The following is a 22244-nucleotide window of genomic DNA, read 5'->3' as shown; positions in this document are numbered from 1 at the left end:
ACGCACGAAGGCCCTGGACCGCTGCTGCGGTCCAGGGCCTTCGTCGTGCGGGACGTGCCGGCGCAGGTCCCCGCGCGTCAGGCGCCGTCGCCGCGGCGGCGGCGCAGGGTGGCGAGCGCCTCCTCGAGCAGCGCGGCGCCGTCCTCCTCGGAGCGGCGCTCCTTCACGTAGGCCAGGTGCGTCTTGTAGACCTCGGTGCGCACCGGCGCCGGCGGCGCCGTCGGGTCGAGCCCGGCCGGGTAGCCGCAGCGGGGGCAGTCCCAGCTCACCGGCAGCTCGACGTCGTGCCCGACGGCGAAGCTCGGGCGCGTCTCGTGCCCGTTCGCGCACCAGTAGGACACCTGGGCGCGGGGCGCGACGTCGCCGCGCTCGGCCTCTCCCAGGGGACCCGCGCCCACGCGCGAGCCTCGGATCGCCTGTCCGGCAGATGCCACGTTGCGTCGACCTCACCTTCGCGCCCGCGGCTCACCGCGCGGACGGTCGCTCCTGATCGGGTGGCGGCGCCCCGTCGCGCCGCCGCGGGGTCCGGCGGGGCAGGGCCCCGCCGGGCGGTCCGGGCCGGCGTCGTCGCGGCCCCGACCGGGTGGTCTCAGGCGACCTTCTGGATCAGACCCAGCAGGACGATGACCAGCGCCCAGACCACGGCGAAGCTGATCGTGATGCGGTTGAGGTTGCGCTCGGCGACGCCCGAGCTGCCCGCGCTGGCCGTGACGCCGCCGCCGAACATGTCGGACAGACCGCCGCCCTTGCCCTTGTGCAGCAGGATCAGCAGGGTCAGGAACCCGCTGGTGATCACCAGCAGGACCTGGAGGATGATGCGCAGCGCGTCCATGGGTCCTCGGTCTCGTCGTCGACGGGCCCCGGTGGTGCCGGGTCCCGCGGCCGGTCGCCCGGCCGGGTCAAGAGTATGTGACGCGCGCCCCGGGGGGCGAACCCCGTGCCGCGGGGCACGGGGTTCGCTCCCCGGGGCGTGCGTCGGGGGGCGCGGCGCCTCAGGCGGCGTGCGCCTGGAAGCGCACGATCTTGGCGAACTCCTCGGGGTCGAGGCTGGCGCCGCCCACGAGCGCGCCGTCGATGTCCGGCTGCGCCATGATCTGCGCGACGTTGCCCGACTTCACCGAGCCGCCGTACAGCACGCGGACCGTCTGGGCCACGTCCTCGTCGTAGAGGTCGGCCAGCCTGCGGCGGATCGCGCCGCACACCTCCTGCGCGTCGTCGGGCGTGGCGACCTCGCCGGTGCCGATGGCCCAGACGGGCTCGTACGCGACGACGACCTTGCTGACCTGCTCCTTGTCGAGCCCGGCGAGGCCGGCCTCGAGCTGGCGCAGGGTGTACGGCACGTGCTCGCCGGCCTTGCGGACGTCGAGCCCCTCCCCCACGCACAGGATCGCGGCGATGCCGTGCGCGTCGAGGGCGCGGATCTTGGCGTTGACCAGCTCGTCGGACTCGCCGTGGTACTCGCGGCGCTCGGAGTGGCCCACGGTGCAGTAGCGCACGCCGAGCCTGGCGAGCATCTGCGCCGAGACCTCGCCGGTGTACGCGCCGCTCGCGTGCTGCGAGACGTCCTGCGCCCCGTAGCCGACGTCGAGCTTGTCGCCGTCGACCAGGGTCTGCACCGAGCGCAGGTCGGTGAACGGCGGCAGCACGACGGCCTCGACGGCCGCCGGGTCGTGCTTGGCGTCCTTGAGCGTCCACGCCAGCTTCTGGACCGTGGCGATGGCCTCCTGGTGGTCCAGGTTCATCTTCCAGTTGCCCGCCATGAGCGGGGTGCGGTTCGTCATCGCGCTCAGTCCTCCAGGACCTGGATGCCGGGCAGGGTCTTGCCCTCGAGCAGCTCGAGGGAGGCGCCGCCACCGGTGGAGATGTGGCTGAAGCCGGCCTCGTCGAAGCCGAGCCGGCGCACGGCGGCGGCGGAGTCGCCGCCGCCGACGATGGAGAAGGCGCCGTTCGCGGTCGCGTCGACGATGCCCTGGGCGACCGTGCGGGTGCCGCCGGCGAACGCGTCGAACTCGAACACGCCCATGGGGCCGTTCCACGCGATCGTCCTGGCGTCGGCGAGCTTCGCGGCGAAGGCGGCGCCGGAGGCCGGGCCGATGTCGAGGCCCATGCGGCCCTCGGAAATGCCCTCGGCGGGCACGACGTCGTGCGGCGAGTCGGCGGCGAAGCGGTCGGCCACGACGACGTCCGTCGGCAGCACGATCTCGACGCCGTTCTCCTCGGCCGTGGCCAGGTAGCCCTTGACCGTCTCGACCTGGTCCTCCTCGAGCAGGGAGGCACCGACGCCGTACCCCTTCGCGGCGAGGAAGGTGAACACCATGCCGCCGCCCACGAGCAGGCGGTCGGCCTTGGTCAGCAGGTTGGCGATGACGCCGAGCTTGTCCGAGACCTTCGAGCCGCCGAGCACGACCGCGTACGGGCGCGCCGGGTCGGTGGTGGCCTTCGACAGCGACTCCACCTCGCGCAGCACCAGGTCGCCGGCTGCGGACGGCAAGAGCTTGGCGACGTCGTAGACCGAGGCCTGCTTGCGGTGCACCACGCCGAAGCCGTCGGAGACGAACGCGTCGGCGAGCTCGGCCAGCTCGCCGGCGAGCTCCTCGCGCTCGGCGTCGGTCTTCGAGGTCTCGCGGGCGTCGAAGCGGACGTTCTCCAGCAGCGCGACGTCGCCGTCGGCCAGGGCCTCGACGGTGGCGCGGGCGGACGGGCCGGTGACGTCCTCGGCGAGCCGCACGTCGGCGCCCAGGAGCTCGCCCAGGCGGGCCGCGACGGGCGCGAGCGAGTACTTCGCGTCGGGCTCGCCCTTGGGGCGTCCCAGGTGCGCGGTGACGACGACGCGGGCGCCGGCGTCGCGCAGGCGCGTCAGCGTCGGCAGGGCGGCGCGGATGCGGCCGTCGTCGGTGATCGTCGTGCCGTCCAGCGGCACGTTGAAGTCGGAGCGGACGAGGACGCGCTTGCCGCGCAGGTCCCCCAGGGAGTCGATGGTCTTCATGGGCACTCCACCTGTTGCCGGGTCTCGGGGAGGGTCAGGGACGGCGTCCGGCCCGCACGGGCCGGACACGACGACGTCCGCGTGCGCGGCGCCCGCCGGGGACTGAGCCACACGGTCGGGCGGCGCGCACGCGGACGTGTCGGTTCACGCTCTGCGCGCAGGCGTCAGAGACGCTCGCCCACGTAGGTGGTGAGCGCGACGAGCGAGTTGGAGTAGCCCCACTCGTTGTCGTACCAGGAGACGACCTTGACCTGGTTGCCGATCACCTTGGTCAGCTTGGCGTCGAAGATCGACTGGTGCGGGTTGGTGACGATGTCCGACGAGACGATCTCGTCCTCCACGTACTCGAGGTGGCCCTTGAGGGCGCCCTCGGCGGCGGCCTTGACCGCGGCGTTGACCTCGTCGACCGTGACCTCGCGCGAGGCCTCGAAGGTGAGGTCCGTGGCCGAGCCGGTGATGACCGGCACGCGCAGGGCGAAGCCGTCGAGCTTGCCCTTGAGCTCCGGCAGCACCAGGCCGATGGCCTTGGCGGCACCCGTCGAGGTCGGCACGATGTTCTGCGCGGCGGCGCGGGCGCGACGCAGGTCGCGGTGCGGGCCGTCCTGCAGGTTCTGGTCGCCCGTGTAGGCGTGGATCGTCGTCATGAGGCCGCGCTCGATGCCGATCGAGTCGTTGAGGGCCTTGGCGAGCGGCGCGAGGCAGTTCGTCGTGCACGACGCGTTCGAGATGATGTTGTGCGCGGCAGCGTCGTACTGCTCGTGGTTGACGCCCATCACGAAGGTGGCGTCCTCGTTCTTCGCGGGCGCCGAGATGATGACCTTCTTGGCGCCGGCGTCGATGTGCGCCTTGGCCTTGGTGGCGTCCGTGAAGAAGCCGGTGGACTCGATGACGATGTCGGCACCGAGCTCGGCCCAGGGCAGGTTGGCGGGGTCGCGCTCCGCGAGCGCGCGGATCTTCTTGCCGTCGACGATGATGTTGTCGTCGTCGTAGTCGACCGACGAGCCCAGGCGGCCCAGCACCGTGTCGTACTTGAGCAGGTGGGCCAGGGTCTTGTTGTCGGTCAGGTCGTTGACGCCGACGACCTCGATGTCCGCACCCGACTCGACCAGAGCCCGGTAGAAGTTCCGTCCGATGCGGCCGAAGCCGTTGATCCCGACGCGGATGGTCACAGTGCCCTCCTCAGGGGCGCGCCGGGGCCTCCCGACGCACACGTTGTTGCCTGACAGCGCGCGGTGGCGCGCGTCCGTGACGGCGCGGACCTTCGGTCGAGGGACCTCAGGCGCACGGCCTGCTGGACCTCTCGAGAAGGTCACGTCGTCGTCACCTGACGCCCTCGAGCCTATACCCCACCGCGCCCGGGTGTGTGACGGGGCCCGCATTCCGGCGTGCGAGGTCTGACCACGTGCTCAGAGGTCGAGCAGGTCCGGGCTGAGCCCCGCCTCGGTGTCCGGGATGCCGAGCTCGAGGGCGCGCTTGTCGGCCGTCGACAGCAGCCGGCGGATGCGACCGGCGACGGCGTCCTTGGACAGCGGCGGGTCGGCGAGCTGGCCGAGCTCCTCGAGCGACGCCTCCTTGTGCTTGAGGCGCAGCTCGCCCGCCTCGCGCAGGTGCTCGGGCACCTCGTCGGCGAGGATCTCGAAGGCGCGCTGCACGCGGGCGCCGGCGGCGACGGCGGCCCGCGCCGAGCGGCGCAGGTTCGCGTCGTCGAAGTTCGCCAGCCGGTTCGCGGTGCCGCGCACCTCCCGGCGCGCGCGGCGCTCCTCCCACACCGCGAGGGAGGCCGAGGCGCCCATGCGCCGCAGCATCTCGCCGATCGCGTCGCCGTCGCGGATCACCACCCGGTCGACGCCCCGCACCTCGCGCGACTTGGCCTGCACCCCCAGCCGGCGGGCGGCGCCCACGAGCGCCAGCGCGGACTCCGGGCCCGGGCAGGTCACCTCGAGCGCCATCGACCGGCCCGGCTCGGTGAGCGAGCCGTGCGCCAGGAACGCGCCGCGCCACACGGCCTCGGCCTCGGGCACGCCCGCGGAGACCACCTCCGGCGCCAGGCCCCGCACGGGCCGCCCGCGCTGGTCGAGCAGGCCGGTCTGCCGCGCGAGCGACTCCCCCTCGCGCACGACCCGCACCACGTACCGGTTGTTCTTCCGCAGGCCGCCGGCCTGGACGACGATGAGGTCGCTCGCGTGGCCGTACAGGTCGGCGATCGCGGTGCGCAGCCGGGCCGCGACGGACTCCGTGTCGAGCTCGGCCTCGATGACCACGCGCCCGGAGATGATGTGCAGCCCTCCGGAGAAGCGCAGGGTCGACGAGACCTCCGCCTTGCGGCACGACGTGCGGGTGACCCGCAGCCGCGCCAGCTCGTCCTTCACCTCTGCCGTGAGCGCCATGGCGGTCATCCTGCCACGGCGTGTCGCGCCCGGGCGTGTCGCGCCGCGCGCGGCGGGCGTGACGACGGTCTCAGGCCCGCGGTCCGGCGCCCGGCTCGGGGGCCCGGACGTCGCCCAGCACGCCGTCGAAGACGTCGCGGTAGGCGGCGGCGAGCCGCAGGGCGTCGTGGCGCGCGCTGCCGTCGCCGAGCGCCACCTGCCGCATGAGCAGCCGGGCGCCCATGGCCGCGGCCGCCTCCTCGGCCGCCGCCACGTCCTCGACGGCGGTGGGGTCCGCCAGCACGACGTCGACCCGCAGGCCGGGGGCGTGCTTGTGCAGCGCCTCGAGGTGGTCGACGGCGGTGAGGCCGGACGTCTCGCCGTCGGGCGAGAGGTTGAGCGTGACGCACCGGCGCGCGGACGTCTCGTGCAGCGCGGCGGCCAGCTCCGGCACGAGCAGGTGGACCAGCACGGACGAGTACCAGGAGCCGGGCCCGAGCACGACCCAGTCGGCCGCGCGGACCGCCTCGACGGCCTCCTCGTGCGCCGGCGGGTCGGAGGGCACGAGCCGCAGCTGCTCGATGCGCCCGGGCGCCGTGGCCACGCGGCTCTGGCCCGCCACCGTCTCCAGGTGCCCGCCGGCGCCGTCGTCCACCCGCACGTCCGCCTCCACGGCGAGCGGCACGGCCGACATGGGCAGCACGCGCCCGCGCGCGCCGAGCAGCCGCCCGACCCAGTCGAGGCCGGCGACCTCGTCGCCGAGCAGCTCCCACAGGGCGACGATGAGCAGGTTGCCGGTCGCGTGCCGGTCCAGCGGGCCGGCGGAGTCGAAGCGGTGCTGGAGCACGGCGCTCCACGTGCGGCCCCACTCGGAGTCGTCGCACAGCGCCGCGAGCGCCATGCGCAGGTCGCCCGGCGGCAGCACGCCGAGCTCGGAGCGCAGGCGGCCGGAGGAGCCGCCGTCGTCGGCGACGGTCACGACGGCGGTGAGGCGGTCGCTGACGTGCCGCAGCGCCGCGAGGCTGGCCGACAGGCCGTGCCCGCCGCCCAGGGCGGTCACGGCGGGCCGGGTCGAGCTGAACGCCACCTCACTCCTTCCCGAGGTCGCGCGCCGTCACGGTGACCCGCTGCCCCGTGGCCCGCAGCCGCTGGGCGATCGCCTCGGCGATCGCCACGGAGCGGTGCTTGCCGCCGGTGCAGCCGACCGCGATGGTCACGTACCGCTTCTCCTCGTGCAGGTAGCCGGCCAGCACGGGCTCGAGCGCGGCGACGTAGCGCTCGACGAACTCCTGGGCGCCCGGGCGGCCGAGGACGTAGTCGCGCACCGGGGCGTCCCGGCCGGTGAGGTGGCGCAGCTCGGTCACCCAGTACGGGTTGGACAGGAAGCGCACGTCGACGACGTGGTCGGCGTCCAGCGGCAGGCCGTACTTGAAGCCGAAGGCCACGACGTTGACGCGCAGGGTCTCCGGGCCGCCGCCGGCGACGGCGGCGCGGACCTCGCGCGCGAGGTCGTGCACCGACAGCTCGGAGGTGTCGATCACGGTGTCGGCGCGCTCGGCGATCGAGGCGAGCGCCCGGCGCTCGTCGGCGATGCCGTCAAGGATGCGGCCGTCGCCCTGCAGCGGGTGGGGGCGCCGCACGCTCTCGAAGCGGCGCACGAGCGTCTCGTCCGTGGCGTCGAGGAACAGGATCCGGTAGTCCACGCCGCGCTGGCGCATGTGCCCGAGCGCGCCGCGCAGGTCGTTGAAGTACTCGCGGCCGCGCACGTCGGCGACCACCGCGAGGCGCTCGACCGAGGACCCGCTGCGCGTCATGAGGTCCACGAGCGGGACGATCATGGCGGGCGGCAGGTTGTCGACGACGAACCAGTCGAGGTCCTCCAGGACGCCCGCCGCGCGGCTGCGCCCGGCGCCCGACATGCCCGTGATGATCAGGACCTCGGGGCTGCTGTGCTGGGGCCCGCGCGTGGCGGCCTCGATGGCCGGGATGCCGGTGGGCAGGGTCAGGGGCTCGGGCTCCTGGACGGCCGCCTCCGCGGCACGGGAGGCGGCGTCGGCCGACGTGTCGCTCATGCCCTCAGCATGCCAGCCTCGGCGGCTCCCGAGCCCCCCGCGCCGGCCGTGTCCCCGCCGGTCGCGGCGTCGCCCACGGGGGCGTCGGCAGGGGCGTCGGCAGGGGCGTCGGCGGGGGCGTCGGGCGCCGCACCGGCAGGGGCGTCGTCCGCGGACGCCGCGGAGTCGGCCGTGGCCGCGGAGTCGGCCGTGGCCGCGGACCCCGCCGCGCCGAGGGCGGTGAGCACCGCCTTGGCCGTCGCCGGCCCCATGCCGCGGACCGCGGCGATCTCCTCGACGCTCGCGGCCTTGAGCCGCTTGACCGAGCCGAAGTGGGTCAGCAGCGCCTTGGTGCGCGCCGGGCCCAGGCCCGGCACCTCGTCGAGCGCCGACGCCGTCATGCCCTTGCTGCGCCGGCGGCGGTGCTGGGTGATGGCGAACCGGTGGGCCTCGTCGCGGACGCGCTGCAGCAGGTACAGGCCCTCGGAGGAGCGCTGCAGGATCACCGGGTAGTCCTCCCCCGGCAGCCACACCTCCTCCAGGCGCTTGGCCAGGCCGCACAGCGCGACGTCGGTGACGCCGAGCTCGTCGAGCGCCCGGCGCGCGGCCTCCACCTGCGGCGGGCCGCCGTCGACCACCACGAGGTTGGGCGGGTAGGCGAACCGCGAGGGGCGGTCTGCGGGCGCGTCGGCGGTCACCTCGCCGGAGCGCTGCGCGCCGCCCGGCCCGGTGGGGGCCGGCGCGTCCTCGTCCTCGACGTCGATCTCCACCTCGCCGGCGCGCGACCGGTCGGCCAGATACCGGCGGAACCGCCGGGTGATGACCTCGTGCATCGCCTCCGTGTCGTCCCGCGCGCCGGTGCCGTCCGCGCCGCGGACGCTGAACGACCGGTACTCGCTCTTGCGGGCCAGGCCGTCCTCGAACACGACCATCGAGGCCGACTGGTAGGTCCCCTGGGTGTGCGACACGTCGTAGCACTCGATGCGCAGGGGTGCGGAGTCGAGGCCGAGCGCCTCCTGGATCTCGCGCAGGGCCTGGCTGCGGGTGGTGAGGTCGCCCGCGCGGCGGGTGCGGTGCAGGGCGAGGGCGTGCTCGGCGTTCTTGCGCACCGTCTCGGCCAGCTCGCGCTTCTCGCCGCGCTGCGGCACGCGCACGTCGACCCGCGCGCCGCGCAGCCCCGTGAGCCAGGCCGTGACCTGCTCGAGGTCGGGCGGCAGCACCGGCACGAGCACCTCGCGCGGCACCGCGTCGCGCGCGGCCGCGCGCGTCGCCTCGTCGGCGCCGGACTCGAGCCCCTCGTCGGCCGAGCCGTACACCTGCTGCAGCAGGTGCTCGACGAGCTCGCCGTCCGTGACGTCCTCGACCTTCTCCACGACCCAGCCGCGCTGGCCGCGGATCCGCCCGCCGCGCACGTGGAACACCTGCACGGCCGCCTCGAGCTCGTCACCGACGAGCGCGAAGACGTCGGCGTCCGTGGCGTCGCCGAGCACCACCGCGTTCTTCTCGAGCGCCCGCTGCAGGGCCTGGACGTCGTCGCGCAGCCGGGCCGCGCGCTCGTACTCCATGTCGGCCGCGGCCTCCTGCATCTGCTTCTCGAGCCGGCGCACGAACCGCTGGGTGTCGCCCGCCATGAAGTCGCAGAAGTCCTGTGCGAGCTGCTTGTGGTCCTCCTGCGAGATGCGCTCCACGCAGGGCGCCGAGCACTTGTCGATGTAGCCGAGCAGGCAGGGGCGCCCGCTGGCCTGGGCACGCTTGTAGACGCCCGCGGAGCACGTGCGGATCGGGAAGACGCGCAGCAGCAGGTCGAGCGTCTCGCGGATCGCCCAGGCGTGGCCGTACGGGCCGAAGTAGCGGGTGCCGGGACGCTTGGCGCCGCGCATCACCTGGGCGCGGGGCACCGCCTCGGACATCGTGACGGCGAGGTACGGGTACGACTTGTCGTCGCGGTACTTGACGTTGAACCGCGGGTCGTACTGCTTGATCCAGGTGTACTCGAGCGCGAGCGCCTCGACCTCGGTGCCCACGACGGTCCACTCGACCGAGGCGGCGGTGGTCACCATCGTCTGGGTGCGGTGGTGCAGGTTGGCGATGTCCTGGAAGTAGCTGGACAGCCGGGAGCGCAGGTTCTTGGCCTTGCCGACGTAGATCACGCGGCCGTGGGCGTCCCGGAAGCGGTACACGCCCGGCGACGTGGGGATCTCCCCGGGCGCAGGACGATAGGTGGCGGGGTCGGCCATGCCGTCCACCCTAAGCCGCCCCGCCGACACCGTCGGACCCGCCCGCGGTCAGCGCGGGCGGGTCGGCCGGCCGGCCGGCGTGCCGGCGACGGGCGGTCAGCGCGCGGGCCGCAGGTGCAGCCAGCGCTCCGTCACCACGTAGCCGAGGGCCCCGTTCGCCCGGCGGGACGCCGCGTTGACGCCCGCCCCGCCGGTGCCGAACAGCTCGTGGCCCTGGGCCGCCAGGTCGAGCACCGCCGCGGCCTTCACGCCCGTCGCCAGCCCCCGGCCGCGGACCGCGGCCCGGGTCACGGTGAAGTCGGTCTCGATCATGGGCGCCTCCCGGCCGAGCGACGGGTAGAGCACGGTGACGGCGTCCAGCCGGCCGTCCGCGGCGGTGGCACCGTAGGCCCAGCGGGCGCCGGAGCGCAGGTCGTCGGCCAGCGCGGCGGCGTCCGGCACGTCGTGCCGGGTCGCCACGGTGTCCGGGTAGTCGGCCGCGCAGGCCGCGTCGAGGGCCACGACGGCCTCGGCGTCCTGCGGGCCGAGGACGAGCACCTCCCAGCCGGCATCGGTGGCCGCGGCGACGGCCGCGGCGCACCGGCCCAGCACGGTCGGCGTCACGCGCAGCCGGGCGCCCCACGACTCGGCGACGGGCGCCCAGCCGTCGGCGGCCAGCGCCGCGGCGGCCGGGTCGTCGTCGCGGACGACGCGCACGGCCGCCTCCTGCGGCGCGCTCACGCCTTCGCGGTCGTGCGCCGGGCGCCCGACGTCGCGGCCGCGACCTTCTTCTTGCCGGCCTTGGCGGCGGGCGCCGCCCCTGCCGCGGTGGCCGCCTTGCGCGCGCGGCGCGGGCGCGCCGGCTGCTCCACCGGCGGGTGGGCGGCGAGCACCTCGGCGAGGAACCGGCCGGTGTGGCTCGCCTCGACCGCGGCGACCTCCTCGGGCGTGCCCTGGGCCACGACCGTGCCACCGCCGGAGCCGCCCTCGGGGCCCATGTCGATGATCCAGTCGGCGCTCTTGATGACGTCGAGGTTGTGCTCGATGACGATCACCGAGTTGCCCTTCTCGACGAGGTTCTGCAGCACGCCGAGGAGCTTGCGGATGTCCTCGAAGTGCAGGCCGGTCGTCGGCTCGTCGAGCACGTAGACCGTGCGGCCGGTGGAGCGGCGCTGCAGCTCGCTGGCGAGCTTGACGCGCTGCGCCTCGCCGCCCGACAGCGTCGGCGCGGGCTGCCCGAGTCGCACGTAGCCCAGGCCGACGTCGACGAGGGTCTGCAGGTACCGGGAGATCGCCGGGAACGCCGCGAAGAACTCGGCCGCCTCGGAGATCGGCATGTCGAGGACGTCGGCGACGGTCTTGCCCTTGAAGTGCACCTCGAGCGTCTCGCGGTTGTACCGCGCGCCGTGGCAGACCTCGCACGGGACGTAGACGTCCGGCAGGAAGTTCATCTCGATCTTCAGGGTGCCGTCGCCGGAGCACGCCTCGCAGCGCCCGCCCTTGACGTTGAACGAGAACCGCCCGGGCCCGTAGCCGCGCACCTTGGCCTCCTCCGTCTCCGCGAAGATCTTGCGGATCCGGTCCCAGACGCCGGTGTAGGTGGCCGGGTTGGAGCGCGGGGTGCGGCCGATGGGGCCCTGGTCCACGTGCACGACCTTGTCGAGCTGGTCGAGGCCCGTGACGCGCGTGTGGCGGCCCGCCACCTGGCGCGCGCCGTTCAGCTCGTTGGCCATCACCGTGTAGAGGATCGAGTTCACGAGCGTGGACTTGCCCGAGCCGGAGACGCCGGTGACGGCGGTCAGCACGCCCAGCGGGAAGCTGACGTCGACGTTCTTGAGGTTGTGCTCGCGCGCGCCGACGACGGTGACCTCGCGGTCCGGGTCGACCGGGCGGCGCGCGGCAGGCGCCGGGATGCGCCGGCGGCCCGACAGGTACGCGCCGGTCAGCGACTCGGGCGCCTCGAGCAGGCCGGCGTAGTCGCCGGAGTGCACCACCCGGCCGCCGTGCTCGCCGGCGCCGGGGCCGATGTCGACGATCCAGTCCGCCGTGCGGATGGTGTCCTCGTCGTGCTCCACGACGATGAGCGTGTTGCCCAGGTCGCGCAGACGCGTGAGCGTGTCGATCAGGCGCCGGTTGTCGCGCTGGTGCAGGCCGATGCTCGGCTCGTCGAGCACGTACAGCACGCCGACCAGGCCCGAGCCGATCTGCGTGGCGAGCCGGATGCGCTGGGCCTCGCCGCCGGACAGCGTGGCGGCCGGGCGCTCCAGCGACAGGTAGTCCAGGCCGACGTCGAGCAGGAACCCGAGGCGGGCGTGGATCTCCTTGAGCACCTCGGCGGCGATCTGCCGCTCCCGCTCCCCCAGCTCGAGCGTCTTGAGGAAGGCGGCGGCGTCCTCGATGGACATGCGGCACACGTCCCAGATCGACCGGCCGCCGACCTTGACGGCGAGCACCTCGGGCTTGAGGCGGGCGCCCTTGCAGACCGGGCACGGGACCTCGCGCATGAAGCCCTCGTACCGCTCCTTGGACCAGTCCGACTCCGTCTCGGCGTGCCGGCGCTCGACGAACGTCACGGCGCCCTCGAAGCCGGTGGAGTACTGCCGCTCGCGGCCCCAGCGGTTGCGGTACTTGACGTGCACCTCGTGGTTGCGGCCATGCAGGATCGCCTGCCGGGCACGCTCGGGCAGCGCCCGCCACGGCACGTCCATGGAGAAGCTCATCTCCTCCGCGAGCGCGGTGAGCACCCGCGCGAAGTACTCGCTGGAGGTCTGCGCCCACGGCGCGACGGCGCCCTCGGCGAGCGACTTCTCCGGGTCGGGCACCACGAGCTCGGGGTCCACCTCGAGACGGAACCCGATGCCGGTGCACTCCGGGCACGCGCCGTACGGGGCGTTGAACGAGAACGTGCGCGGCTCGATCTCGTCGAGCACGAGCGGGTGGTCGTTGGGGCAGGCGCGCTTCTCGGAGAACTTCCGGATGCGGTCGGGGTCGTCGGTGTCGGCGTCGACGAGCTCGATCATCATCAGCCCGCCCGCGAGCGACAGCGCCGTCTCGACGGAGTCGGTGAGCCGGCGCTGCACCCCCTCGCGCGACACGAGGCGGTCGACCACGACCTCGATGTCGTGCTTGAGCTTCTTCTCCAGCTGCGGCGGGCTGGACAGCTGCACGACCTCCCCGTCGACGCGGGCGCGGGCGAAGCCCTTGGTCTGCAGCTCCTTGAACAGGTCGGCGTACTCGCCCTTGCGGCCGCGCACCACGGGCGCCAGCACCTGGTAGCGGGTGCCCTCGGGCAGCTCCAGCAGCTTGTCGACGATCTGCTGCGGCGTCTGCGACTGCACCACCTCGCCGCACACGGGGCAGTGCTGCGTCCCGGCCCGCGAGTACAGCAGGCGCAGGTAGTCGTACACCTCGGTGATGGTGCCGACCGTCGAGCGCGGGTTGCGGTTGGTCGACTTCTGGTCGATGGAGACCGCAGGGCTCAGGCCCTCGATGAAGTCGACGTCGGGCTTGTCCATCTGCCCGAGGAACTGCCGGGCGTACGCCGAGAGCGACTCGACGTAGCGGCGCTGCCCCTCGGCGAAGATGGTGTCGAAGGCGAGCGACGACTTGCCGGAGCCCGACAGCCCGGTGAAGACGATGAGCCGGTCCCTCGGGAGGTCGAGGTCGACGTTGCGAAGGTTGTGCTCGCGGGCGCCGGAGATGACGAGACGGTTGCTCACCCCGGCATCGTAGTTCCGTCCCCTGACAGTCGCACAGACGTTCGAGGGAGTTCGCACGCCGGTGCGACGGATCTCACGCGCCGCGTGCTTGGATGTGCCCCATGGCCGTGTTCGTCGTCACCTACGTCTACGCCCCCGACAGCGCCGCGCGCCGCGACGTCGTCCGCCCCGAGCACCGCGAGTTCCTCCGCGGCCTGCACGCGGAGGGCCGCCTGCGGCTGTCGGGCCCGCTGCCCGCGACGGGCGACCAGCCCGACGGCGCGCTCATCGTCGTCGAGGCGGACGACGCGGACGGCGCGCTGGCCCTGCTGGACGCCGACCCCTTCCGCCGCGAGGGCCTCGTGGGCACCCGCACGGCCCGGGAGCTGGTCCCCGTGATCGGCGGCTTCGCGGGCTGACCCCGCCCGGACCTACGAGGACCGACGCGGCCCCGTCCGTCTCCTGACGGCCGCAGGCCCGGACCCCGCGCGGGGTCCGGGCCTGCGGCGTCCGAGAGGTGGACGCGGCCGGTCGTCGACGGTCAGGCGTCGGCGCCGGCGTTGACGGCCGCGTCGCGCCGCGTCTTGGCCAGGCTCGCCACCGTGGCGATCGTGAGCGACGCCAGGATGACGACCAGCGAGAGCCAGATCGGCACCTCGGGCACGCCGTGCAGCCCCTCGCCGCCGTTGATGAACGGCAGCGTGTTCTGGTGCAGCGCCTCGAGGATGAGCTTGACGCCGATGAAGCCGAGGATGACCGCCAGCGCGATCGGCAGGTAGACCAGCCGCTCCAGCAGGCCGCCCAGCAGGAAGTAGAGCTGGCGCAGCCCCATGAGCGCGAACACGTTCGCGGTGAAGACGATGAACGGGTCCTGGGTGAGGCCGAAGATCGCCGGGATCGAGTCGAACGCGAAGAGCAGGTCCGTGGACCCGATCGCGAGGAAGACGACGATCATCGGCGTCCACAGGCGCTTGCCGTCGACGGTCGTGCGCAGCCGGCCCTCGTCGTAGTGCGCCGAGAGCGGCAGCGCGCGGCGCAGCGAGCGGATGACGGCGTTCTCCTTGAACTCCTCGTCCTCCTCGCCGCCGGTGACCAGCTTGATCGCCGTGTAGATGAGGAACGCGCCGAACAGGTAGAACACCCAGACGAACTGCTCGATGACCGCGGCGCCGACCAGGATGAAGACCGCCCGCAGCACGAGCGCGGTGATGATGCCGACCATCAGCACCTTCTGCTGGTACTGCCGGGGCACCGCGAACTTCGTCATGATGATGACGAAGACGAAGAGGTTGTCGACGCTGAGGGAGTACTCCGTCAGCCAGCCGGCGAAGAACTCGCCGGCCGGCACGGCCCCGCCGACGAGCCACACCACGACCCCGAAGACGATCGCCAGCGCCACGTAGAAGGCGACCCACAGGCCGGACTCCTTCATCGTGGGCACGTGGGGCCTGCGGCCGACGATGAGGAGGTCGGCGGCCAGCAGGACGACCACGGCGACGAGGGCTACCGCCTCGAAGACGTAGGGCAGCTCGTGGATCATTCAGCGTCCTTCATGGGGTTCGTGGGAGTGGTCATCTCCGCGGCGGCGGCCCTGCGGTCCGCGCGGTCGCGGCGCAGGGAGGCGACCGTGGTGATCGTGAGCACCACGAGGATGAACCCGAGCGAGGCCGGGGTGGAGATCTCCGGGATCGCCTCGACGTGCTCGCCGCCGTTGATGAACGACAGCTCGTTGGTGTGCAGCGCGTGGATGAGCAGCTTGACGCCGATCATGCCGAGGATCGCCGCCAGACCGTAGTTGAGGTACACGAGGCGGTCGAGCAGGCCGTCGATGAGGAAGTAGAGCTGGCGCAGGCCCAGGAGCGAGAAGGCGTTCGCGGTGAAGACCAGGTAGGTCTCCTGGGTCAGGCCGAAGATCGCCGGGATGGAGTCGACCGCGAACAGCAGGTCGGCCGACCCGATCGCGATCATGACGATGAGCATCGGGGTGACGAACCGCTTGCCGTCCACCTTGGCGGTCATCTTGTCGCCGACGTAGGAGTCCGTGGTCGGCAGCACCCGCCGGGTCAGCCGCAGGACCGCGTTCTCCTTGAACTCCTCGCCCTCGTCCTTGTGCCGCGCCTGCGCGATCGCGGTCCAGATCAGGAACGCGCCGAAGAGGTAGAACACCCACGAGAAGTTGGCGATGAGCGCCGCGCCGGCGGCGATGAAGCCCGCGCGCATCACGAGCGCGATGGTGATGCCGATCAGCAGGACCTTCTGCTGGTACTCCCGGGGCACCCGGAAGCTGGTCATGATCAGCACGAACACGAAGAGGTTGTCGACGCTGAGCGACTTCTCGGTGATGTAGCCGGCGAAGTACTCGCCGCCGTACCGGCCGCCCCACACGGCCCAGACGATCAGGCCGAAGACGACGGCGATCGCCACGTAGACGATCGACCAGCGGGTGGCCTCGCGCAGCGAGGGCGCGTGGGGCGTGCGGACGTGTCCGACGTAGTCGACCGCGAGCATCGCCAGGATGGCGACGACGGTGACTGCCCAGACCCAGACGGGCACGTTCATAGGAGGACCTCCGGTGGGTAGCACGATGTCACCGGACGTCTTCTCCGCCTGCCTCGCGACCGTGCCGCGACGCCGGCGGGTGAGGCCGAACCGGCACCGACGCCGGTCGTGCTGACGACCTCACCGCTCAGGGAGTACTCCCGCCCAACGGGGACTCAGCATACGGCACGCGGCCCTCCCCCACCGCCGGACGCGACGTCGCCGCGGCGTGTCGGCCGGCCGCGGCGCCGCCCGCCGCGCCAGGCGCGTCAGGCCGTGGCCGCCTGCATCTGCCGCAGCTCCTTCTTCAGCCCGGAGATCTCGTCGCGCAGGCGCGCCGCGACCTCGAACTGCAGCTCGGAGGCGGCGGTGTGCATCTGGTCGGTGAGCTCCTGGATGAGCCCGGCGAGGTCGCTCGCCGCGGCGCCGGCGAGCCGGTTGCCCGTCGTCGCGCCCTCCTTGGGCGCCCCCGGGACGGGCGCGCCGCCCTTCGCGCGGCGGCCCCCGTCGGCCGGCTTGCGGTAGCCGCCGGCCAGCAGCTCCTGGGTGTCCAGGTCCTCGCGGGCGAGCATGTCGGTCACGTCGGCGATCCGCTTGCGCAGCGGGGTCGGGTCGATGCCGTGCTCGGCGTTGTAGGCGAGCTGCTTCTCGCGCCGGCGGTTCGTCTCGTCCAGGGCGTACCGCATGGCGGGCGTCGTCTTGTCCGCGTACATGTGCACCTGGCCGGACACGTTGCGGGCGGCGCGGCCGATCGTCTGGATCAGCGACCGCTCGGAGCGCAGGAAGCCCTCCTTGTCCGCGTCGAGGATCGCCACCAGGGACACCTCGGGCAGGTCGAGGCCCTCGCGCAGCAGGTTGATGCCGACCAGCACGTCGTACTCGCCCAGCCGCAGCTCGCGCAGCAGCTCGACGCGCCGCAGCGTGTCGACCTCGGAGTGCAGGTACCGCACCCGCACGTCCTTCTCGAGGAAGTAGTCCGTGAGGTCCTCGGCCATCTTCTTGGTCAGCGTGGTGACCAGGACGCGCTCGTCGCGCTCGACCCGCTGGCGGATCTCGTGCAGCAGGTCGTCGATCTGCCCCTTGGTCGGCTTGACGACGACCTCCGGGTCGACCAGGCCGGTCGGGCGGATGACCTGCTCCACGACGCCGTCGGACAGCGACAGCTCGTAGTCGCCGGGCGTGGCGGACAGGTAGACCGTCTGGCCGATGCGCTCGACGAACTCCTCCCAGCGCAGCGGCCGGTTGTCCATGGCCGAGGGCAGGCGGAAGCCGTGCTCGACGAGCGAGCGCTTGCGCGACATGTCGCCCTCGAACATGGCGCCGATCTGCGGCACCGTCTGGTGCGACTCGTCGATGACGAGCAGGAAGTCCTCGGGGAAGTAGTCGAGCAGCGTGTTCGGCGGCGTGCCGGCCGCCCGGCCGTCGATGTGCCGCGAGTAGTTCTCGATGCCGTTGCAGCTGCCGATCTGGCGCATCATCTCGATGTCGTAGGTGGTGCGCATGCGCAGCCGCTGGGCCTCGAGCAGCTTGTTCTGCCGCTCCAGGTCGGCCAGGCGCTCGGCCAGCTCGGCCTCGATCGTGCCGATGGCCCGCTCCATGCGCTCCGGGCCCGCGACGTAGTGGGTGGCCGGGAAGAGGTAGATGCTCTCCTCGTTGCGGACCACGTCCCCGGTGAGCGGGTGCAGCGTCTGGATCGCCTCGATCTCGTCGCCGAAGAACTCGATCCGCACGGCGAGCTCCTCGTAGACCGGGATGATCTCGACGGTGTCGCCGCGCACCCGGAAGGTGCCCCGCGTGAACGCCATGTCGTTGCGGGAGTACTGCATCTGCACGAACCGGCGCAGCATCTCGTCGCGGTCGACGACGTCCCCGACGTCGAGCCGCACCATCCGGTCGACGTACTCCTGCGGCGTGCCGAGGCCGTAGATGCAGGACACCGAGGCGACCACGACGACGTCGCGCCGCGTCAGCAGCGAGCTCGTGGCGGAGTGGCGCAGCCGCTCGACCTCGTCGTTGATCGACGAGTCCTTCTCGATGTAGGTGTCCGTCTGCGCGATGTACGCCTCGGGCTGGTAGTAGTCGTAGTACGAGACGAAGTACTCGACGGCGTTGTTGGGCAGCAGCTCGCGGAACTCCGACGCGAGCTGCGCCGCGAGCGTCTTGTTGGGTGCCATGACCAGCGTGGGCCGCTGCAGCTTCTCGATGAGCCACGCGGTCGTCGCGCTCTTGCCGGTGCCCGTGGCGCCCAGCAGCACGACGTCCTTCTCCCCCGCCTGGACGCGCCGGGTGAGCTCGGCGATGGCCGCGGGCTGGTCGCCCGACGGCTCGTACTCGCTGATGACCTCGAACGGGGCCACCGCACGCTGCAGGTCGGTCACGGGTCGCATGCCTCTACGGTAGGCCGACCCGCCGACACCCGGGCAGCCGGGCAGCTGGGCGGCCCGCCAGCCGGGCGGCCCGCCCGCCCGAGGGGTCAGCCCTCCTCGGCCCCCGCCTCGGCCGCGGCCTCCGCGGCGACCCGCTCCCACAGGGCGTCGACCTGCGCCCGCAGCGCGTCCTGCGTGCCCGTGCCGTCGAGCACCACGTCCGCGACGGCCAGCCGCTCGTCGTCCGTCGCCTGCGCCGCGACGCGGGCGCGCGCCGCGTCGGGGTCCAGCCCGCGCGTCCCGGTGAGCCGCTCCGCGCGCAGCGCCGCCGGCGCGTGCACGACGACCACCAGCCCGAACCGGTCCGCCTGGCCCGTCTCGACCAGCAGGGGGATGTCGTGCACGACGACGGCGCGCGGGTCGGCCGCGACGGCGGCGGCCTCGCGCTCGGCGGACAGCCGCCGCACCTCGGGGTGCACGATGCTCTCGAGCCGCTCCCGCGCGGCGGCGTCGCCGAAGACCACGGCCCCCAGCGCCGGGCGGTCGAGCGACCCGTCCGCGAGCAGCACCCCGTCCCCGAACGCCTCGACGACGCGCTCCAGCCCCACGGAGCCGGGCGCGACCGCCTCGCGGGCGAGCACGTCGTGGTCGACGACGACGGCGCCGAGCTCGGCCAGGCGCCGCGCCGCCACGGACTTGCCGGCGGCGATGCCGCCCGTCAGGCCGATGCGGAGCATGGGCCCCATCCTGCCCCAGCCGGCCTCAGCGGGCCGTGCCGTCCGGGCCGTCGGCGCCCGCCGGGCCGTCGAGGTCGTCGGGATCGTCGGCGCCGACCACCCGCAGCATGCGCAGCAGCTCCGCGCGCTCGTCGGGCGTGAGGCGCGCGAGGCGCGCCGCCGCGCCCTGGCGCCGCTCGGCCCACACGCGCGCCAGCGCCGCGCGCCCGGCGTCCGTGAGCTCGACCAGCCGGGCCCGCCGGTCGTGCGGGTCGGGCAGCCGGCGCACGTACCCGTCGGCCTCGGCCTGGTCCACCTTGGTGGTCACCGAGCGGGGCGCGACGTCGAGGCGGGCGGCGAGGTCGACGGCGCGCAGCGGCCCGTCGGCGTGGGCCAGCGAGCGCAGGAGCCGGGCCTGGCCGGGCGTGAGCGGGTCGCCCAGCGTGGCGGCGTCGCGCCGCAGGCCCCGGACCGCCGCGTGCAGCAGCTCGACGAGCGTCGCGGCGTCGTCGTGCACGTGCCGCTCGGCCAGCGGGGTCGCCTCCGTCGCTCCGGTCACGGCGCCAGCGTAACCGATCTGGTGAGCCGAACACATAGTGAGGTATGCTCAGCATCTGCTCGTGTCCCCGAACCCCTGGAGGCGACCGTGAGCATGCCCCACCCCGGCCACGGGATGCGGTCCTTCACCCAGGACTCCTCCGTGACGACCCACCGCCTCGCCCGCCGCACCCTGCGGCGCGTGCTGTCCTTCGCGCGGCCCTACCGCGGCCGCCTGGCCGTCTTCCTGCTGCTGCTGGCGCTCGACGCCGCCGCTGGCGCGGCCACCCCGCTGCTGTTCCGCCACCTCATCGACGACGGCATCGCCGCCGGCGACCGCGGCCTGATCGTGCTGCTCGCCTCCGGCGCCGCCGTCCTGGCCCTCGTCTCCGCCGGCCTCGCGGTCGCCGAGCGCTGGGTCTCCTCCCACGTCGGCGAGGGCCTCATCCTCGACCTGCGCACCGCCGTGTTCGACCACGTGCAGCGCATGCCCCTGGCCTTCTTCTCCCGCACCCGCACCGGCGCCCTCGTCCAGCGGCTCAACGGCGACGTGCTGGGCGCGCAGCAGGCCTTCACCTCCACCCTGCAGACCGTCGTGTCCAACGGCCTGACGATCGTGTTCACGCTCGCCGCGATGCTGGCGATGTCGTGGGAGCTGACGCTGCTGGCGCTCGTGCTCGTGCCGTTCTTCGTGCTGCCGGCGCGCTGGTTCGGCCGCCGTCTGGCCGCCATGACCCGCGAGGGCTACGAGCTCAACGCCGAGGCCGGCCAGCTCATGAACGAGCGGTTCAACGTCGCGGGCGCGCACCTGGCCAAGGTGTTCGGCGACCCCGAGCGGGAGAACGCCCGCTACGGCGCGCAGGTGCGCCGGCTGCGGGACCTCGGGATGCGCCGCGCCCTGGTGAGCACCTGGTTCCGGGTCGGTCTCACCACCCTCGCCTCGGTCGCCATCGCCGCCGTGTACGGGCTGGGCGGCCTGCAGGCCGTCGCCGGCGAGCTCACCGTCGGCGTCGTCGTCGCTCTCACCGCCTACCTCGGCCGCCTCTACGGCCCCCTGACGGCGATGAGCAACGTCCAGGTCGACGTCATGACCGCGCTCGTGAGCTTCGAGCGGGTGCTCGAGGTGCTCGACCTCGAGCCGAGCGTCGCGGACCGGCCCGACGCCGCCGACCTGCGCACGGCCGTCGCCGTCCGCGGGGCGGGCGTGGAGCTCGACGGCGTGACGTTCCGCTACCCGAGCGCGGACGAGGTCTCGCTCGCCTCCCTCGAGTCGGTCGCCGCCCTGCGCAACGACCCCACCGGGGACACGCTGCACGACGTGACGTTCTCCGTGCCGGCCGGCGCGATGGTCGCCCTGGTGGGCCCCTCGGGCGCCGGCAAGACGACGGTCTCCCAGCTCGTGTCGCGCATGTACGACCCCACGCACGGCACCGTCCGCATCGCGGGCACGGACCTGCGCGACGTCACGCTGGCGTCGCTGCGGGACACCGTCGGGGTGGTCTCCCAGGAGGCGCACCTCTTCCACGACACGATCGCGGAGAACCTGCGGTACGCCCGGCCCGACGCCACGGACGCCGACCTCGAGGCCGCGCTGCGCGCCGCCCGGATCTGGGACCTGGTCGAGCGCCTGCCCCACGGCGTCGAGACCGTCGTCGGCGACCGCGGCTACCGCCTGTCCGGCGGCGAGCGGCAGCGCCTGGCCATCGCCCGCCTGCTGCTCAAGGCGCCCGAGGTCGTGGTCCTCGACGAGGCGACGGCGCACCTGGACTCCGAGTCGGAGGCGGCGGTGCAGGCGGCGCTCGACGCGGCGCTGGCCGGGCGCACCTCGCTCGTCATCGCCCACCGGCTGTCGACCGTGCGCGAGGCCGACCTCATCGTCGTGCTCGACGACGGCCGCGTCGTCGAGCAGGGGACGCACCCCGAGCTGCTCGCGGCCGGCGGCCTGTACGCCGAGCTCTACCGCACGCAGTTCGCCCCGGCGGCAGCCTCGGCCGCCTGAGGCCCGCCACCCGCCGCCGCCGCCCGAGGTCGCCCGCGAGGCGACCGCGGCGCCGCGGCGCCTCAGGCGAAGCGGCCGAGGCGCGCGCCGGCGAACGCCAGCGCGGCCACGGTCTCGCCGTCGCGGATCTCGCCGGCGGCGGCCATCGCCACCGCGTCGCCGAACGGCACCCAGCGCGTGGCGCCGATGCCCTCCTCCCGCTGGGTGCGGGCGAGCTCGCCCGCACCCGCGACCGCGCGCAGGCCGCGGGCGAGGAACACGTGCTCCGGCGCGACGCAGATGCCGTTGAGGGCGTCCATCCGCCCCACCTCGGACCAGTCGTCGGCCTCCAGGCCGGCCTCCTCGCGCAGCTCCCGGCGCGCGGCCGCCAGCGGGTCCTCCCCGTCGGAGCCGCCGGCCACGACCTCCCACGAGCGCCCCACCGTGTACCGGTCGACCTCGACCAGCAGCACGCGGCCGGCGTCGTCGAGGGCCACCACGAACACCGCCGGGTGGCGCACCTCCACCACGCCGTAGACCCCGTCCGCCCCGTCGGGCATCACCACCGCGTCCTCGCGGACGCGGATCCAGCGGTTGGCGTACACGGTGCTCGAGGTGCGGGTCTGCCAGGCCATGCGGCCACCCTACGAGCCCGCCCGCCCTCGCCCAGAGAGACCCCCGGCGCAGGTTCGGGGACGACGGAGGCCCGCCACCCCCCCGGGGGGGGGGGGGGGGGCGGGGGGGGGCGGGGCGGGGGGGGGGGGGCGGGGGGGGGGGGGGGGCGGCCCCCGC

At 73.7% G+C, this 22244-nt stretch carries 19 protein-coding genes; 2 read left to right on the top strand and 17 right to left on the bottom strand.

All coding sequences use genetic code 11. The annotated features are described in order from the left end of the window. Positions 1 to 77: 77 nt before the first annotated feature. The 11 genes from U5M74_RS00095 to uvrA all read right to left on the bottom strand — a co-directional run bounded on the left by U5M74_RS00095 (position 78) and on the right by uvrA (position 13338). Positions 78 to 434 carry an RNA polymerase-binding protein RbpA gene (locus tag U5M74_RS00095; protein ID WP_069982757.1) on the bottom strand — a complete coding sequence of 119 codons (357 nt, stop codon included), beginning with the start codon at positions 432 to 434 and terminating at the stop codon, positions 78 to 80. A 155-nt stretch (positions 435 to 589) separates the two neighbouring features. After that, positions 590 to 832: a preprotein translocase subunit SecG gene (secG, locus tag U5M74_RS00090; RefSeq protein WP_069982758.1), complete on the bottom strand. Its 243-nt coding sequence runs from the start codon at positions 830 to 832 to the stop codon at positions 590 to 592. 160 nt (positions 833 to 992) lie between these two features. Continuing rightward, complete coding sequence (gene tpiA, locus U5M74_RS00085; RefSeq protein ID WP_410904991.1) at positions 993 to 1781, bottom strand: triose-phosphate isomerase; 789 nt, start codon at positions 1779 to 1781, stop codon at positions 993 to 995. Between the two features lie 5 nt (positions 1782 to 1786). Further along, positions 1787 to 2986, bottom strand: coding sequence for a phosphoglycerate kinase (locus U5M74_RS00080; protein WP_410904990.1), 1200 nt, complete (start codon positions 2984 to 2986; stop codon positions 1787 to 1789). Between the two features lie 164 nt (positions 2987 to 3150). Continuing rightward, positions 3151 to 4155, bottom strand: coding sequence for a type I glyceraldehyde-3-phosphate dehydrogenase (gene gap, locus U5M74_RS00075; RefSeq protein WP_410904988.1), 1005 nt, complete (start codon positions 4153 to 4155; stop codon positions 3151 to 3153). A gap of 237 nt (positions 4156 to 4392) precedes the next feature. Continuing rightward, the gene (gene whiA, locus U5M74_RS00070; RefSeq protein WP_069982762.1) at positions 4393 to 5373 is read right to left on the bottom strand and encodes a DNA-binding protein WhiA; all 981 of its coding nucleotides are present in this window, start codon (positions 5371 to 5373) and stop codon (positions 4393 to 4395) included. 70 nt (positions 5374 to 5443) lie between these two features. Further along, positions 5444 to 6439, bottom strand: coding sequence for a gluconeogenesis factor YvcK family protein (locus tag U5M74_RS00065; RefSeq protein WP_410904986.1), 996 nt, complete (start codon positions 6437 to 6439; stop codon positions 5444 to 5446). A 1-nt stretch (position 6440) separates the two neighbouring features. Then, positions 6441 to 7424, bottom strand: coding sequence for an RNase adapter RapZ (gene rapZ / locus U5M74_RS00060; RefSeq protein ID WP_410904984.1), 984 nt, complete (start codon positions 7422 to 7424; stop codon positions 6441 to 6443). Continuing rightward, entirely contained in the window at positions 7421 to 9640 is a 2220-nt protein-coding gene (uvrC, locus tag U5M74_RS00055; protein ID WP_410904982.1) for an excinuclease ABC subunit UvrC, read from the bottom strand. The genes rapZ and uvrC overlap by 4 nt, the downstream gene beginning before the upstream one ends. A gap of 96 nt (positions 9641 to 9736) precedes the next feature. Next, positions 9737 to 10360: an acetyltransferase gene (locus U5M74_RS00050; RefSeq protein ID WP_410904980.1), complete on the bottom strand. Its 624-nt coding sequence runs from the start codon at positions 10358 to 10360 to the stop codon at positions 9737 to 9739. Beyond that, positions 10357 to 13338: an excinuclease ABC subunit UvrA gene (uvrA, locus tag U5M74_RS00045; RefSeq protein WP_410904978.1), complete on the bottom strand. Its 2982-nt coding sequence runs from the start codon at positions 13336 to 13338 to the stop codon at positions 10357 to 10359. Before uvrA ends, U5M74_RS00050 begins: the two co-directional genes overlap by 4 nt. 101 nt (positions 13339 to 13439) lie before the next feature. Here uvrA and U5M74_RS00040 point away from each other — a divergent pair, with 101 nt between their 5' ends. Further along, on the top strand, positions 13440 to 13736 hold the full coding sequence (locus tag U5M74_RS00040) for a YciI family protein (RefSeq protein ID WP_410904976.1): 297 nt from the start codon (positions 13440 to 13442) through the stop codon (positions 13734 to 13736). Positions 13737 to 13858: 122 nt separating this feature from the next. Here U5M74_RS00040 and U5M74_RS00035 read toward each other — a convergent pair whose 3' ends face one another. The 5 genes from U5M74_RS00035 to U5M74_RS00015 form a co-directional block, all read right to left on the bottom strand. Beyond that, positions 13859 to 14857 (bottom strand): TerC family protein, encoded by a 999-nt coding sequence (locus U5M74_RS00035; RefSeq protein ID WP_410904974.1) that lies wholly within the window; start codon positions 14855 to 14857, stop codon positions 13859 to 13861. Next, positions 14854 to 15876, bottom strand: coding sequence for a TerC family protein (locus U5M74_RS00030; RefSeq protein ID WP_410904972.1), 1023 nt, complete (start codon positions 15874 to 15876; stop codon positions 14854 to 14856). The genes U5M74_RS00035 and U5M74_RS00030 overlap by 4 nt, the downstream gene beginning before the upstream one ends. Positions 15877 to 16124: 248 nt before the next feature. Beyond that, positions 16125 to 18242, bottom strand: coding sequence for an excinuclease ABC subunit UvrB (gene uvrB, locus U5M74_RS00025; RefSeq protein ID WP_410904970.1), 2118 nt, complete (start codon positions 18240 to 18242; stop codon positions 16125 to 16127). Between the two features lie 86 nt (positions 18243 to 18328). Continuing rightward, positions 18329 to 18958, bottom strand: a complete 630-nt coding sequence (gene coaE / locus U5M74_RS00020; protein ID WP_410904969.1) for a dephospho-CoA kinase — start codon at positions 18956 to 18958, stop codon at positions 18329 to 18331. A 25-nt stretch (positions 18959 to 18983) separates the two neighbouring features. Next, positions 18984 to 19496, bottom strand: coding sequence for a MarR family winged helix-turn-helix transcriptional regulator (locus U5M74_RS00015; RefSeq protein ID WP_410904967.1), 513 nt, complete (start codon positions 19494 to 19496; stop codon positions 18984 to 18986). Positions 19497 to 19589: 93 nt separating this feature from the next. On the opposite strand from U5M74_RS00015, the gene U5M74_RS00010 reads away from it, so the two are divergent. After that, positions 19590 to 21473: an ABC transporter ATP-binding protein gene (locus U5M74_RS00010; protein WP_410905750.1), complete on the top strand. Its 1884-nt coding sequence runs from the start codon at positions 19590 to 19592 to the stop codon at positions 21471 to 21473. 62 nt (positions 21474 to 21535) lie between these two features. Here U5M74_RS00010 and U5M74_RS00005 read toward each other — a convergent pair whose 3' ends face one another. Continuing rightward, on the bottom strand, positions 21536 to 22087 hold the full coding sequence (locus U5M74_RS00005) for an NUDIX domain-containing protein (protein ID WP_410904966.1): 552 nt from the start codon (positions 22085 to 22087) through the stop codon (positions 21536 to 21538). Between the last annotated feature and the right edge of the window lie 157 nt (positions 22088 to 22244).

Origin of the sequence: Puerhibacterium sp. TATVAM-FAB25, from assembly GCF_046535855.1 — a bacterium.
Classification (GTDB): domain Bacteria; phylum Actinomycetota; class Actinomycetes; order Actinomycetales; family Cellulomonadaceae; genus Puerhibacterium; species Puerhibacterium variabilis_A.
This window is presented reverse-complemented; position numbering and strand designations above follow the sequence as displayed.